Origin of the sequence: Rhodocyclus gracilis (genome assembly GCF_009617575.1) — a bacterium.
GTDB classification, from domain to species: Bacteria; Pseudomonadota; Gammaproteobacteria; order Burkholderiales; family Rhodocyclaceae; genus Rhodocyclus; species Rhodocyclus gracilis.
In genome coordinates this window covers 40,159-54,988 of sequence record NZ_WIXJ01000001.1, presented here as the reverse complement: position 1 = coordinate 54,988, position 14,830 = coordinate 40,159, and the positions used below count along the sequence as shown (strand labels likewise).

The window sequence follows — 14,830 nt, the reverse complement described above, 5'->3', positions numbered from 1 at the left end:
CATTCCCGCGTTATTCGCCGCTTGGCTCGTTGGGCTCCGAGCGGCGTCCTTGCAGCATCTCGCGTTTGCCGCGGAATCCCGGTGTTTTTTTCAGTTGCCAGCCTTGATCGGCAAGGGCGTGGCGTACGCCCGAAGCGACCGACCAGGTTGCCAGTGAGGCGGCCGGCGCGGCGTGCTGCGAGACAAGCGCAAGCAGTTCGGCAGACCACAACTCCGGGTTTTTGGCCGGGGAAAATCCGTCGAGAAAGAAGGCGTCGGCGAGCTCGGGCAGGTGTTGCAGCGTATCGCTGGCATCCCCGAAAAGCAGCGTCAGCCGGACGCGGCCTTCCTCGAAGGCGATGTCGTGGCGCCCCTCGGTCAGCGTTGGCCAGTGGAGGCAGAGGGTGTCTGCCAGATTCGGAATCGCCTGTGCGAATTGAGTTTCAGCGCGCGATGATTCTGGCGGCGCAGTCCCGTCCTGCGCCGCCTCGCTTTGGATGGCATCTGGATCGGTGTGGCCGGTTTCTGCAAGCGCATGTGCGCGTTGCAGATCGTCGCGCAGAAAGGGGTGCTTTTCACAGGAGATGAAGTGCAGCGTCTGGCTGCGTTCGGGATCGGCTCGCCAAGTGGCCCAGGTGGCCAGAAAGTTCAGTCCCAGGCCGAAGCCGGTTTCCAGAATGACGAAGCCGTCTCGCCCCTGCCAGCGGCGGGGCAAGTCGTTGCCGCCGAGAAAGACATGGCAGGCCTGGCCAAGCCCGCCAGTGCGTGTGTGATAGACGTCGCCGTAGGCTTCTGAAAACGGCGTGCCATCGGGCGCCAGACAGAGCGTTGCGGGTTCTAGCACGGGGAGTTCACCGAAAACTCATAAGAGACAGTGGAACGGTATCTTTGCCGCTTCTCGTCTGTGGGCAATTCGTCGACGGCGAGCAATGCCGGAAAACAGCGCCGCACGGCGCGAACCGTGCGGCGGGGGGGATGGCGGAATCGCCCGCCTGCGTCGTCTTACTCGGGCCGCATTTGCGGGAAGAGAATGACGTCGCGGATGTTGGCGCTGTCGGTCAGCAGCATGACCAGACGGTCGATACCGATGCCGCAGCCGCCGGTCGGCGGCAGTCCGTATTCGAGCGCGCGGATGTAGTCGGCGTCGTAGTACATTGCCTCTTCGTCACCGGCGTCCTTGGCCTTGACCTGTTCGAGGAAACGCGCGGCCTGATCTTCCGGGTCGTTCAGTTCGGAGAAGCCGTTGGCGATTTCGCGGCCGACGATGAAAAGCTCGAAGCGCTCGGTGATCTCCGGGTTGCTGTTGCTGCGGCGCGCCAGCGGGCTGACTTCGGCGGGGTAGTCGACGATGAAGGTCGGCGACCACAGTTCGGCTTCGGCGACCTCTTCGAACATCATCAGTTGCAGCGCGCCCAGTCCCATGTCGGGGCGTGTCGCCACCTTGCGGGCGGCGAGTTGCTGGCGCAGCCAGTCGATGTCGGCCAGTTGCTCGAGCGTGATGTCGGGGCGCTGCTGGCGGATGGCTTCGACGATGGTCAGGCGGGCGAAGGGTTGCGACAGATCGAGCGTGCGTCCCTGGTATTCGAATACCTCGGTGCCGAGCGCTTCGCGGGCGGCGTGGCGCAGGAGGGTTTCGACGAAGTCCATCAGCTTGTGGTACTCGCTGTAGGCCTCGTAGAACTCCATCATCGTGAATTCGGGGTTGTGTCGCGGCGAGACGCCTTCGTTGCGGAAGTTGCGGTTAAGCTCGAAGACCTTTTCCATGCCGCCGACCACCAGTCGCTTGAGGTACAGCTCCGGCGCGATGCGCAGGAACATGTCGATATCGAGCGCGTTGTGGTGCGTCTTGAACGGGCGCGCCGCTGCACCGCCGGGGATCGGGTGCATCATTGGCGTCTCGACTTCGAGAAAGTCGTTCTTGCTCATGAAGTTGCGGATCGACTGCACGAGCCTGCTGCGGGCGATGAAGGTGGCGCGCGACTCGTCGTTGGTGATGAGGTCGAGGTAGCGCGCGCGGTACTTCTGCTCCTGATCGGTGAGCCCGTGGAATTTCTCCGGCAGCGGGCGCAGCGACTTGGAGAGCAGACGCAGTTCGGAACATTGCACCGTCAGTTCGCCCGTGCGCGTGCGGAAGAGCACGCCAACCGCGCCGACGATGTCGCCGATGTCCCAGCGCTTGAAGTCGGCGAGCGTCTCGGCGCCGACGCGGTCAGCGGCGACGTAAATCTGAATGCGGCCGGAAACGTCCTGCAGGCTGGCGAAGGCAGCCTTGCCCATGACGCGCTTCAACATCATGCGACCGGCGATCTTGACGGCGACCGGCGTCGCTTCGAGCGCTTCACCGCTGGTGTCGCTCCAGGCGGCGTGGATGGCGCCGGCCGTGTCTTCGCGGCGGAAGTCGTTCGGGTAGGCGGTGCTTTGGGCGCGCCATTCGGCAAGTTTGGCGCGGCGCTCGGCGATGATGTGGTTCTCGTCGCTGGCAGCGGCGGGCGAGGCGGAAGCGGGTGTCGCGGGGGTGTGGTCGGTCATGGCTAGGTCAGGTCGGGTGGCAGGTCGCGGAGGGTCAGGGTGAGCAGGGCGGTGGCGGGCAAGGAAGTCGGCGAAAGGCGCCAGAATGACCGGACACGTGGCGGTGTCCGGCGTGGCGATCAGACGCCTTGTTTCAGGCTCGCTTCGATGAAGACGTCGAGGTCGCCGTCGAGAACGCCCTGCGTGTTGCCGATTTCGACATTGGTACGCAAGTCCTTGATGCGCGACTGGTCGAGGACGTAAGAGCGGATCTGGTGCCCCCAGCCGATATCGGTCTTGGCATCTTCGAGCTTTTGCTGCTCGGCCTGGCGTTTGCGCAGTTCGGCTTCGTACATGCGCGATTTGAGCATGGCCATGGCCTCGGCGCGGTTGCGGTGCTGCGAGCGGTCGTTCTGGCACTGCACGACAATGCCCGACGGAATGTGTGTGATCCGCACCGCCGAGTCGGTCTTGTTGATGTGCTGTCCGCCCGCGCCGGAGGCGCGATAGGTGTCGATGCGCAGATCGGCCGGGTTGATGTCGATCTCGAAGGAGTCGTCGATTTCCGGGTAGGCGAAGATCGAGCAAAAGCTGGTGTGACGGCGCGCATTCGAGTCAAACGGCGATTTGCGCACCAGTCGGTGGATGCCGGATTCCGAGCGCAAGAGGCCGTAGGCGTATTCGCCGGAGAGCTTGATCGTCGCCGTCTTGATGCCGGCCACTTCGCCCTCGGACTCTTCGAGCACTTCGACCGCAAAGCCCTTGCGCTCGCCGTACTTCACGTACATGCGCAGCAGCATCGAGGCCCAGTCCTGCGCTTCGGTGCCGCCGGCACCGGCCTGAACGTCGAGGAAGCAGTTGAGCGGATCGGCCGGGTTGTTGAACATGCGGCGGAATTCGAGGCCGGCAACATCCTTTTCGATGCCGTCGATGTCGACGCCGACAGCCAGCAACGTGTCGTCGTCGCCTTCTTCGCGGGCCATCTCGAAGAGATCGCGCGCATCGGTGAGGCCAACGGCGACGCGGTCAAGCGTCAGAACGACGCCTTCCAGCGCTTTCTTGTCACGGCCGAGTTCCTGGGCGCGCTCGGGCGAGTCCCAGACCTTGGGGTCTTCGAGTTCGCGGCTGACGGTGATCAGTTGCTCGTGCTTTTGATCGTAGTCAAAGATACCTCCGCAGTTCGTTCGCCCGCTGGGCGAGATCCGCAAAGCGGCTGGCGAGGGCGTTGAGCTGTTCGGCTTCCATGATCGTGTGCGTTCCGCTGAAAATAAAGGCGTGATTATACGCGTCCGCTGCCGCTCGTCTGCGTTGCAGGTGCTGCTTTGGCGGCGTGGCGGGTGGCGCTCCGGGAGCTTGGGAGGGCGGAAGGAGGCGAATGTTCACAAAGTGGCGCGCGCAAATTGACCGCCGCCGCGAGCTATGGTTAAATGCGCGCCTCTTCTCTATCGGGCGGTTAACTCAGCGGTAGAGTGCCACCTTCACACGGTGGAAGCCACTGGTTCGATCCCAGTACCGCCCACCAATTTCCTGATTTACCTGCCCCCGGCTTATCGAAGCTGTCCGGCAGCGCCTGAAACCCGCCCGAGAGCGGGTTTTTTGTCGTCCACGTTCCGCGTTCGTGTCGCAGTGCTTGGGCGAGCGGTTTATTTCGCGCGTGCTCGGCGAGTGGCTACCTTTAGCAATACTCCTCCATTAATGATTCTCCGAATTTTGTCGCGGCCTTCATCGCTGCGCACGATAGGCCGGATACTGATGCGCTGCCGGGGATTCCCGGCCGGCGTCGGTGCCGTGGCCTGCGGCGGCGGAAACCCTGTCATTCCCTCGTCATTGACGGTGTCGGAGTGGGCAATAAAAAGGGTTTATCGCAGTGCGTTGTGCGGACGAATCGATTAACCTTCTGCCTTTGATAAAAAACTCACGCGAGGAAGCTCATGCCGGTGATCGAAGTTCGCCACCCGTTGATCAAACACAAAATTGGCCTGATGCGAGAGGGCGAGATCAGCACCAAGAAATTCCGCGAGCTGACGGCCGAGCTTTCCCGACTGCTGAGTTACGAAGCCTGCCGCGATTTCGAGCTGGAGTCCTGTCGGATCAAGGGTTGGTGCGGTGAGGTCGAAATCGAGCAGATCAAGGGCAAAAAAGTCACGGTTGTGCCGATTTTGCGCGCCGGTATCGGCATGCTCGATGGCGTTCTCGATCTGATCCCCAGCGCTCGCGTCAGCGTCGTCGGCATCGCCCGTAACCACGAAACGCTGGTGCCGGAGCCGTATTTCGAGCGCTTCGTCGGTCAGTTGAACGAGCGTCTGGCGATCATCATCGATCCGATGCTGGCGACCGGCGGTTCGTTGATCGCCACCATCGACATGTTGAAGCGTTACGGCTGTCAGCAGATCAAGGCGCTGGTGCTGGTAGCAGCGCCGGAAGGCATCAAGGCACTCGACGCAGCGCACCCGGAGGTGCAGATCTACACGGCGGCCATCGACAGCCACCTCAATGAGCAGGGCTACATCATTCCGGGCCTGGGCGACGCCGGCGACAAGATTTTCGGAACGAAAGAGGCATGAGCGCAGGCATGAGCGCTGCGCCCGATCCCGTCTGGCGAACCGCGCTTTCGGGCGCGCAGATTCTCTTCGTCGCCTTTGGCGCGACGGTGCTGGTGCCTTTGCTCACCGGGCTCAATCCGAGTCTGGCGCTGCTCGGCGCGGGTGTTGGCACGCTGATCTTTCAGCTTGTCACCAAACGACAGGTGCCGATCTACCTCGGCTCCAGCTTTGCGTTCATAGCGCCGATCATTTACTCGGTGCAGACGTGGGGGATGCCGGCGACGCTGGGGGCGCTCGCGTCAGCCAGTTTTTTCTATTACGTTGCGGCGGCGCTCGTCAAATGGCGCGGCGTCGGGCTCATTCACCATCTGCTGCCGCCCGTCGTGATCGGGCCGGTAGTGATGGTGATCGGCCTTGGACTGGCGCAGGTGGCGGTCAGCATGGCGAGCGGCAAGGCGGGCGATCAGCAGGTGGTGCCGTACGAGACGGCCATCGCCGTCGCCGCGCTGTCGCTGCTGGCGACGATGCTCACGGCAATTCGCGCCAAGGGCTTGCTGAAGCTGGTGCCGATTCTGGTTGGCGTGGCCGTCGGTTACGCGGTTTCGCTGATGCTCGGCATCGTCGATTTCAACAAAGTGATCAACGCGCCGTGGATCGCGGCACCGAGCCTGGGGACGCCAGAATTCAACGTCGCGGCGATCCTGTTCATGATTCCCGTGGCCATTGCGCCCATTGTCGAACACGTCGGCGGCGTCCTCGCCATCGGCTCGGTCAGCGGCAAGGATTACACCAAGGATCCAGGCTTGCATCGCACGCTGCTGGGTGACGGCCTGGCGGTGAACATCGTCGGAATGTTTGGCGGCCCGCCGGTGACGACCTACGGCGAAGTCACCGGTGCCGTCATGCTGACGAAGAACTACAACCCGGTGGTGATGACCTGGGCCGCCGGCTTCGCCATCCTGATGGCCTTCGTCGGCAAGTTCGGCGCGCTGTTGCAGACGATCCCGATGCCGGTCATGGGCGGCATCATGGTGTTGCTCTTTGGCTCGATTGCCGGCATCGGTCTGAAAACGCTGATGGATGCCCGCGTCAATCTCTCCAGCGCCCGTAATCTCTGCATCGTCTCGGTGACGCTGGTGACGGGCATTGGCGGTCTGGGCGTGCATATCGGCAGCTTTTCGTTGCAGGGCATCAGCCTGTGCGGCGTACTCGCCGTGGCGCTGAATCTGCTGCTGCCGGCCGAGCCAAGGCCGCTATCGGAAGGCTAGCCGGCGCCGGACTCGTTGGCGGGCCTCGCCACTTCGCGTGTCATGGCGGCGAGACGAAATATTTGGGTCGACGGCCTCTCCTTCGCTAGTATACGGAACGACTACGTTACATATACAGGTGAAACCTTGGGAATCGTCAAAATATCCGAGCAGATGCATGAAAACCTGCGTCTGGCGAGCGGCGCCCTGAGCCGCTCGATCAACGCGCAGGCCGAGCACTGGCTGCGTGTCGGGATGCTCTCCGAGTTGAATCCGGGCCTGCGTTATGGCGAGATCTGCCAGTTGCTCATTCAGGCCGGTCCCGCAGCCTTTGCCGAGTCTGCTGCGCTAGCGCCCGTCCTCGCGACGCCGCTACCGGCGAGGGCTGCGTGATGGCAGCCGTTAACGTTCCCCTGCGTTCCGCCGCCGAGATCGCCATGGCGCGTCGCGCCGGCCAACTGGCCGCAGATGTCCTGCACATGATCGCCGAACACGTCAAACCGGGCGTGACGACGGACGAGCTCGACCGCCTGTGCCATGACTACATCGTTAACGTGCAAGGCGCGATCCCTGCCAACATCGGTTATCACGGCTACCCGAAGACGGTGTGCACCTCGGTCAACCACGTCATCTGCCACGGTATTCCGTCGGACAAGAAACTGAAAAATGGCGACATCGTCAATATCGACGTCGCCATCATCAAGGACGGCTGGTTCGGCGACACCAGCCGCATGTATTTCGTCGGCGAGCCGAGCATTCTTGCCAGACGTCTCGTGCGCACGACCTACGAGGCCATGCTGGCGGGCATCCGGCAGGTGCGGCCGGGGGCAACGCTCGGCGATGTCGGTCACGCCATCCAGACCGTTGCGCACAAGGCGGGATTCAGCGTCGTGCGGGAGTATTGCGGTCACGGCATCGGGCAGACCTATCACGACGATCCGCAGGTCTGCCACTACGGCAGTCCGGGCGCCGGTCTGACGCTACAGCCGGGTATGATCTTTACCATCGAGCCGATGATCAACGCCGGCAAAGCGGCCATCGCCACCTTGCCCGACGGCTGGACGGTGATCACCAAGGACCGTTCGCTTTCCGCGCAGTGGGAGCACATGGTGGTCGTTACCGACACCGGCTCGGAGATCCTCACGCCCTGGCCCGATGGCTACGGCGATTACCCGCCGATTGTTTCCGCAGGGGCGACGGCCTAGCGGCTGTCTTTGGCAGCTTTGTTCGCGCTGCGCTGAGCTTCGGTGATGCCACAGCGGGCCAACGGGGGAGACTAACCCGTTGGCCCGCTGTTTTTTCGTGGCCTGAGTCCGCCTACTGTTTTACCGCCTGCACTTCACCGGCGGCGCCGATGCCCAGCCGGTAGCCGAGCGAGACATAGTGCATGCGGCCGGCCGCCCGATTGGCGTGGATGGCGATGCCGAAAGGAACGCTGCGTCCCTCGACGACAGCGCCGCCGAGCTTGCGCGTGAAGGTGACGGTGGTCCTGGCGCCGTCCTTGCCGCTGTCGACCTTGACCCCGGCCGGCAGCGCCGCCAGCGTCTTGCCACTCTTCCACTGCAGCAGTTCGAAGCTGCCGGCGCTGACGTACTTGCCCTTCTTGGCGTCGCCGCCGGGCATGCCGCGCATGTCCTTGTGGCAGCTCGTCCAGCAGCCGGCCAGGTTGGCCTGCGGCACCTTGTCGTCGAGCAGCATGATCGCCGCCTTGAGTTCGTTGGCGGCGTCGTTGCCGGCCTTGGCGTCGGCCGGCGGAATGAAGGACAGACGCACATTGAGCGTACCCTGCTCGACGGCGGCCTGCACGCTCACCGGGAAGCTCACCGTCTTCGGCATCGCCTGCGCGTCGGGTTCGCGCGCCGCCAGCTTCTTGGCCGTGTAGTCGAGTCCCTTCTTCGTTTCGTGGCAGATGATGCACGGCTGCCCGGCCTTGACGATGCTGGCGCCGGGGTGCTCGCTGCCGATCCACTCGAACGAGGTTGCGCCGGCGTGGAACACCGTGATCTCGCGCGCCGGAATCTTGCTCCAGTCGGGCGCGGCAAACGCGGCGCCGCAGGCGAGCGCGAGCGGGAGAACGAGCGGAAGAACGCGGGCGAGGCGGGTCGATGGCTGCATGAGGCTTCCTTTCACGAGATTGGCAAGGGGTGGCGGTGAGCGGCGTGGGCCTCATTCACCGTCGGGAATGTTCTCGGGCAGCTGGTGGGCGATTCCCTTGTGGCAGTCGATGCAGCTCTGACCGTCCTGACCGATCATCGCGTGCATGGCACTGGCGCGCGGCGTCTGCTTGTCGGCCGACATGCCCTGCACCTGATGGCAGCTGCGGCACTCGCGCGAGTCGGTCGCCTTCATGCGCGCCCATTCGTGCTGCGCGAGTTCGAGGCGCTTGGCGGCGAATTTCTCGGGTGTGTTGATGGTGCCAGTGATCTTGCCCCACAGCTCCTTGGCCGAGAGGAGCTTCTTTTCCACTTTCGGTCCGAGCGGCTTGGGAATATGGCAGTCGGCGCAGTCGGCGCGGACGCCGCTGCGGTTGTTGTAGTGCGCGCTTTGCCGGTATTCCGCAGCCACCGTCGCCATTTCATGGCAGGCATCGGCGCAGAATCCGGGTGAACTGGTCGCCTCGAAGGTGTAGTGCGTACCGCCGATGAAGGCGATACCGGTGATGAAACCGGTGCCAAGCAGTGCCAGCAGCGAATAGCGCACCGACGGGCGCAGCAGGGTGGTCCGGAGGAAATTGAGCAAACGGGAAACAGCGTTCGGCATGGCGGTCTTTCAGGGCGTCGATGGATGAGTTGAGGGGGCTGCGCTGTCGCTTTCCCAGCCGCCGCCGAGCGCGCGGAAGACGTCGATGCGCGCGCCGTTGAGCGCGACCGCCGATTCCAGTCGCGTCGAGCGGGCAGCGATCTCCTCGCGGCTGGCGTCGAGCAGTTCGAGTTGCGAGACGTTGCCGGCGCGATAGCGCGCCTCGGCCAGCGCGTAGGCGCTACGTGCGTGCCGTTCGGCCTCGGCAAGCCGGTTCTGGCGCTGCTGTTCGGCGTCGAGGCTGGACAGCGCCTGCTCGGCCTCGCGCAGCGCGTTCACCACGCTGCCGTCGAAGGCCGCCAGCGACGCCCGGCTCTGCGCCTCGGATTGGCCGATGCGCGCGCGCGTGGCGCTGATGTTGGGGAAGCTCCACGACAGCAGCGGGCCGACGCCGAAGCTCCAGCTGTCGTTGCTCTGGCCGGCGCGCTGCGCATAGCTGCCGGCGCCGGCGAGCGAGATGCGCGGATAGAGGTCGGCGGTGGCGACGCCGATGCGCGCGGTGTCCGCCGCCAGCCGGCGTTCGGCCTGGCGGATGTCCGGTCGGCGGCGCAGTAGATCAGCACCATCGCCTGCCGGAATCGGCGCGGCCAGCGGCGGCGCCTTGGCGCAGGCCGCGGCGGCCGGCGGAATGTCGGCCGGCGTGCCGCCGAGCAAGGCCGCCAGCGCCAGCAGTGCGTTGTGCCGGCGCGCTGCAAGCGGCGGCAGCGCCGCTGCGGCATTGGCCCGGATCACGGCGGCGCGCTCGACCTCGAGGCGCGCGGCGGCGCCGGCGCGTTCACGCTGTTCGCTCAGCGCGAGCGTCTGTTGCGCGACGGCAATCGACTCCTGCGCCGCCGCCACAGATTCGGCGAGCGTGCAGACGACCAGGTACTGGCGCGTGGTGTCGGCGGCGACGGCGACGCGAACGCCGTCGCGTGCCGCCGCGACCGCCTCGACGTCGGCGTTCGCCGCGTCGACCAGGCGTCGCACGCGGCCCGCCAGGTCGACTTCCCAGGCGACGGCGAGGCCGCCGCTCGTCGTCCATTGCCGCTGCGGCAGCACGCTGCCGTTGCCGCTTGAAGACGTGTTGTCGCCGTCGGTGCGCGCGGCGCTGAGCTGCGTCGCCGGCAGGCGGGCGACTGCGGCGGCGGCAAGCACCGCGCGCTCGCGTTCGAGGTTGGCGGTGGCGATGCGCAGATCGGTATTGGCGGCGAAGGCGCGCTGCACCAGTGCGTCGAGCACCGGGTCGTCGTACAGCCGCCACCAGCGCTCGGGCAGCGGCGCGGCGCTCGCCGTTGCGCCGGCGCTGATGAAGGGCTGCGCGGCGGATGCGGGCAACGGCGGCGCGACGTAGTGCGGGCCGACGGCGCAGGCGCCGAGCAGCAGGGTCGGCGCGATTGCCGCCAGCGGAACGAGTCGGCGTTCACGCATGGCGCAGCTCCGCGCTGGTCGCTGGCGCGTCGGCGAGTTCGCGCGCGCGCAGCGAGCTGGCGTGGGCATGGTGATCGCGCGCCAGCAGGCTGTAGATCGTTGGCAGCACGAACAGCGTGAACAAGGTGCCGATCAGCATGCCGCTGACGACGACGATGCCGATCGCGAAGCGGCTGCCGGCGCCGGCGCCGCTGGCGAAGAGCAGCGGCACCAGGCCGACGATCATCGCCGTCGTCGTCATCAGCACCGGCCGCATGCGGATCACGGCGGCCTTGCGGATCGCTTCGAGCGGCGGCAATGCCTCGTTTTTCTGGATGTCGTTGGCGAACGAGACCATCAGGATGCCGTGCTTGGAAATCAGCCCGATCAGCGTCACCAGGCCGATCTGCGTGTAGATGTTGAGCGTGGTGTAGCCGAGCCACAGCGGCGTCAGCGCGCCGCAGATGGCCAGCGGCACGGTCACCAGGATCACCAGCGGGTCGCGCAGGCTCTCGAACTGCGCCGCCAGCACGAGGAAGATCACCACCAGCGCAAACGCGAACGACAGCGTCAGCCGATTGCCTTCGTGCACGTACTGGCGGCTGTCGGACAGCCAGTCGATGCGCGCGCCGGCCGGCAGCGGCAATTGCTCGAGGTAGTCGACGGCCTGGCCCATGGTGACGCCGGGCAGCAGCACGCCCGACAGCGTCGCCGCGTTCATCTGGTTGAACTGCGGCAGGCGGTTCGCCGCCGGCCTGACCTGCACCTCGACCAGCGTCGCCAGCGGCACCAGCGCTCCCGACTGCGCGCGCACGTAGTAGCCGGCGAGGTCGTCGGGCGCGCGGCGCTTGCCTTGCGGCACCTGTGCGATGACGTCGTAGGAACGGTCGAACCAGTTGAAGCGGTTGATCGTCGCCTCGCCGACCAGCGTCGCCAGCGTGTCGGCGATGGCGCTCATCGACACGCCCATCTCGCCGGCCTTGGCGGCGTTGATCGCAAGGCGCGCCTGTGGGCTGTCGAAAGCGAGGTCGCTCTCGACGAAGGCGAAGAGGCCGCTCTTGCGCGCCGCGCTCTTGATCTCCTCCATCGTCCGGTAGAGCGCCGGGAAATCGTCGGGCGCGCGCAGCACCATCTGCACCGGCAGGCCGCCGCTGCCCGCCGGCAGGGGCGCCGGCTGGAAGGCGGTGAGCGAGACGCCGGTGATTCCCGGCGCGCGGCCGTTCAGCGTGTTCTGCACCTGATCGGCGCTCTGCTGGCGCTCGGCCCATGGGCTGAGCACGACGCCGCCGAAGCCGATGTTCTGGCTGCCGGCGCCGTTGACCATGAAGCTCGTCGCGTAGTCGGGCAGCGCGCGGAAGAAGCCTTGCACATCGTGCGCGAAACGCTCGGTGTAGGCGAGGTTGGCGTACTGCGGCGCTTTGGTCTGGATGAAGACGTAACCCTGGTCTTCGCGCGGCGCCAGCTCGCGCTTGACGCCGAGGAAGAGCACGACGATGCCGAGCAGCACTGCGGCGCAGACCAGCAGCACGCCCGAGCGCGCGTGCAGCGTGTGTCCGAGCAGGCGGTCGTAGCCTTGCGCCAGCCCGTGCATCGCCTGTTCGACGCGCTGCGCGAAGCGCCCTTCCGCGACGCGTGCGCCGAGCAGGTAGCTGCTCATCATCGGCGACAGCGTCAGCGCGATCAGACCGGAGACGATCACCGAACCCGCCAGCGTGAACGCGAACTCGCGGAAGAGCGCGCCGGTCAGTCCGCCCATCAGGCCGATCGGCGCATAGACCGCGGCCAGCGTGATCGTCATCGCGATCACCGGCGTGACGATCTCGCGCGCGCCGACCAGCGCCGCGCGCGGCGGCGACAGCCCGTCCTCGATGTGGCGATGGATGTTCTCGACGACGACGATGGCGTCATCGACCACCAGCCCGATCGCCAGCACCATCGCCAGCAGCGTCAGCAGGTTGAGCGAAAAGCCGCAGACCAGCATCAGTGCCGCCGTGCCCACCAGCGACAGCGGAATGGTGACGATCGGGATCAGCACCGCGCGCAGCGAACCGAGGAAGAGGAAGATCGCCAGCACGACGATGACGATCGCTTCGAGCAGCGTGCGGATCACTTCGTCGATCGACGCGTGCACGAAGCGCGCGGTGTCGAATGAGTTGACCACCTGCAGGCCCGGCGGCGCGGCGCGTTGCAGCTCGGGCAGCAGCGCGTTGACGCCGGCGACGATGGTCAGCGGATTGCCGTCGGGCGTCGGCGCCACCGACAGCGACACGGCAAGCTTGCCGTCGTTGAGGAAGCTGCTGTCGTAGTTCTGGCCGCCGAGTTCGACCGTCGCCACATCCGACAGGCGCACGACGCTGTTGTCGGCGCGCTTGATCACCATGTCGCGGAAGGCCTGCACGCTGCGCAGATCGGTGGCGGCGGTGATCGGGATCAGCGTTTCGGCGCCCTTCAGCGCGCCCGGCGCCGCCTGCACGTTGTTGCTGCGCAGCGCGGCGAGCAGGTCGCTGGCAGAAAGACCGTGCGCCGCCAGCTTGAGCGGATCGACCCACAGGCGCATGGCGAAGGTCTGGCTGCCGTGCAGTTCGGTCGAAGCGACTCCCGGCACCGAGGTGATCAGCGGCTGCGCGACGCGCGCGACGAAGTCGGTGATCTGCGCGATGCTCTGCTGCTCGCCGACGAAGGCCAGATACTGCACGGCGGAAACGCCGTCGGTGATCTTCTCGATGACCGGGTCGTAGGCGCCTTGCGGCAGGCGGTATTTCACCTGCTGCACCTTGGCGAGGATTTCGGTCATCGCGCGGTCGGCATTGGCGTTGAGCACCAGCTTGGCCTTGATCTGGCTGTTGCCGGTGGTCGAGGTCGACCTGAGGTATTCGATGCCGTTGGCGGTGGCGATGGCCTGCGCGATCGGCGTCGTCACGAAGCCCTGCATCACCTCCTGCGTCGCGCCGGGAAAACGCGTGTCGACGACGATGGTCGCGCTTTCCATCTTCGGGTACTGGCGCATCGGCAGCGCGAACAGCGCGGCGATACCGGTGAGCAGGATCAGCAGGCTCAGCGTCACCGACAGGATCGGCCGGCGGATGAACAGGTCGGTGCAGCTCATTGGCCGCTCCCGGCGGGCGCGGCGGCTGGGCGCGCCGGCGGATGCACCAGATGCACGGCGGCGCCCGGCTGGATGCGCAACTGGCCTTCGCTGACGACGAGGTCGCCAGCCTTGAGCCCCTGTTTGACCAGCACGCGGTCGCCGATGCGCCGGCCGAGCGTGACTGGCACGATCTCGGCCTTGCCGGTGTCCTGCGCGTCGACATCGCGTACGACGACGGCGGCGTCGCCGATGGCCGAAGTGAGCACCGCGGTCGCCGGGATCAACAGTGCGTCGGCTTCGGCCGGCAGCTCGACGGCGACCGTGACGTACATGCCGGGGCGCAGCGCGCGCTGCGGATTGGCGAGCGTCGCCTGCACCGTGGCGTTGCGCGTGTCGCGCCCGACCTGCGGCTCGATCGCGCTGATGCGTGCCGGTAGCGGCGTGGCGCCCGGCGCGTCGCTGCGCACTGCGACGTGCTGGCCGACGCGCAGGCGGCCGAGCGCCTGCTGAGGCACGTCGAAGTTCACATACAGCGAGTCGAGATCGGTCAGCGTGACGAGCTTGTCGCCGGCGTTGAGGTACTGTCCGATATCGACCTGGCGCAGCCCGAGTTCGCCGGCAAAAGGCGCGCGAACGTGCATCTTGCGGATGCGCGTCTCGAGTTGCAGCACTTGCGCCGCGCTCTGGTCGCGCTCGGCACGGCGCTGCTCGAGCACTTCCCGGGCGACGGCGCCCGACTCCGCCAGTTCGCTGGCGCGCTCCCACTGCTGCTGTGCGAAGCGCGCGCTGGCCTGCGCGGCCAGCAGATTGGCCTGTTCACTGGCATCGTCGAGCTCGACGAGGAGGGCGCCGGCCTTGACGCTCTCACCGGGCGAGAACTCGATGCGCGCGATGCGGCCGGGGATTTCGTTGGCGATGCTTACCTGACGTACGGCGCGCAGTTCGCCCAAGGCGCTGAGCGTGTCCGGCGCGGATTCAGTGACGAGCTGCACCGCGACAACGTCGATGGCGCCGGGCGTCGTGTAACCGTGGCCGCTATTGTGCTGAGTCCGCCATGCCCACAGCCCGGCGGCGACGGCGGCGAGGAACAACCCTGCGATGACGAGCGAACGCCACGATCCAGCCGCGCTCGACGCGGGGTGTTGCGAGGAGTCCTGCATGTCTTGCTCCCGACGACAATGGATGACGCGTTCCCTGACGGAACTTATGCCGCGGGCTTTTTCTCAAACCGCCCGTCGGTTGGGATAGACTATAAAACCTCAACTTAACTTGAGGTC

12 protein-coding genes and 1 tRNA gene are annotated in these 14,830 nt (G+C 65.9%); 5 read left to right on the top strand and 8 right to left on the bottom strand.

Features of this window, described 5'->3' with window-relative positions; all coding sequences use genetic code 11:
* Positions 1 to 10 precede the first annotated feature (10 nt).
* From GHK24_RS00305 to prfB, 3 genes are all read right to left on the bottom strand, one after another.
* Complete coding sequence (locus tag GHK24_RS00305) at positions 11 to 823, bottom strand: tRNA (5-methylaminomethyl-2-thiouridine)(34)-methyltransferase MnmD (RefSeq protein ID WP_340666060.1); 813 nt, start codon at positions 821 to 823, stop codon at positions 11 to 13.
* A gap of 158 nt (positions 824 to 981) precedes the next feature.
* Entirely contained in the window at positions 982 to 2,508 is a 1,527-nt protein-coding gene (gene lysS, locus GHK24_RS00300; RefSeq protein ID WP_153467245.1) for a lysine--tRNA ligase, read from the bottom strand.
* A 119-nt stretch (positions 2,509 to 2,627) separates the two neighbouring features.
* Positions 2,628 to 3,732, bottom strand: a protein-coding gene (prfB, locus tag GHK24_RS00295) for a peptide chain release factor 2 (RefSeq protein ID WP_153467242.1) whose coding sequence is annotated in 2 segments (ribosomal slippage) — positions 2,628 to 3,650 and positions 3,652 to 3,732 — 1,104 coding nt in all. Because the reading frame shifts where the segments join, the coding sequence is not laid out codon by codon here.
* A 202-nt stretch (positions 3,733 to 3,934) separates the two neighbouring features.
* On the opposite strand from prfB, the gene GHK24_RS00290 reads away from it, so the two are divergent.
* The 5 genes from GHK24_RS00290 to map all read left to right on the top strand — a co-directional run bounded on the left by GHK24_RS00290 (position 3,935) and on the right by map (position 7,482).
* Positions 3,935 to 4,009, top strand: a tRNA-Val gene (locus GHK24_RS00290).
* A 409-nt stretch (positions 4,010 to 4,418) separates the two neighbouring features.
* Positions 4,419 to 5,051 (top strand): uracil phosphoribosyltransferase, encoded by a 633-nt coding sequence (gene upp / locus GHK24_RS00285; RefSeq protein WP_153467239.1) that lies wholly within the window; start codon positions 4,419 to 4,421, stop codon positions 5,049 to 5,051.
* An 8-nt stretch (positions 5,052 to 5,059) separates the two neighbouring features.
* Positions 5,060 to 6,298, top strand: a complete 1,239-nt coding sequence (locus tag GHK24_RS00280) for a uracil-xanthine permease family protein (RefSeq protein ID WP_153467236.1) — start codon at positions 5,060 to 5,062, stop codon at positions 6,296 to 6,298.
* Between the two features lie 126 nt (positions 6,299 to 6,424).
* Positions 6,425 to 6,670 (top strand): ParD-like family protein, encoded by a 246-nt coding sequence (locus tag GHK24_RS00275; RefSeq protein ID WP_153467233.1) that lies wholly within the window; start codon positions 6,425 to 6,427, stop codon positions 6,668 to 6,670.
* On the top strand, positions 6,670 to 7,482 hold the full coding sequence (gene map / locus GHK24_RS00270; RefSeq protein WP_153467230.1) for a type I methionyl aminopeptidase: 813 nt from the start codon (positions 6,670 to 6,672) through the stop codon (positions 7,480 to 7,482). The genes GHK24_RS00275 and map overlap by 1 nt, the downstream gene beginning before the upstream one ends.
* 112 nt (positions 7,483 to 7,594) lie before the next feature.
* Here the strand turns inward: map and GHK24_RS00265 are convergent, their stop codons facing one another.
* From GHK24_RS00265 to GHK24_RS00245, 5 genes are read right to left on the bottom strand one after another with little or no spacing between them, the layout of a single operon-like run.
* On the bottom strand, positions 7,595 to 8,392 hold the full coding sequence (locus tag GHK24_RS00265; RefSeq protein WP_153467227.1) for a DOMON domain-containing protein: 798 nt from the start codon (positions 8,390 to 8,392) through the stop codon (positions 7,595 to 7,597).
* 51 nt (positions 8,393 to 8,443) lie between these two features.
* On the bottom strand, positions 8,444 to 9,037 hold the full coding sequence (locus GHK24_RS00260; protein ID WP_153467224.1) for a NapC/NirT family cytochrome c: 594 nt from the start codon (positions 9,035 to 9,037) through the stop codon (positions 8,444 to 8,446).
* A gap of 9 nt (positions 9,038 to 9,046) precedes the next feature.
* Positions 9,047 to 10,486 (bottom strand): efflux transporter outer membrane subunit, encoded by a 1,440-nt coding sequence (locus GHK24_RS00255; protein ID WP_153467221.1) that lies wholly within the window; start codon positions 10,484 to 10,486, stop codon positions 9,047 to 9,049.
* Positions 10,479 to 13,571 (bottom strand): efflux RND transporter permease subunit, encoded by a 3,093-nt coding sequence (locus GHK24_RS00250; RefSeq protein ID WP_153467219.1) that lies wholly within the window; start codon positions 13,569 to 13,571, stop codon positions 10,479 to 10,481. Before GHK24_RS00250 ends, GHK24_RS00255 begins: the two co-directional genes overlap by 8 nt.
* Positions 13,568 to 14,713, bottom strand: a complete 1,146-nt coding sequence (locus GHK24_RS00245) for an efflux RND transporter periplasmic adaptor subunit (RefSeq protein WP_153467216.1) — start codon at positions 14,711 to 14,713, stop codon at positions 13,568 to 13,570. Before GHK24_RS00245 ends, GHK24_RS00250 begins: the two co-directional genes overlap by 4 nt.
* Between the last annotated feature and the right edge of the window lie 117 nt (positions 14,714 to 14,830).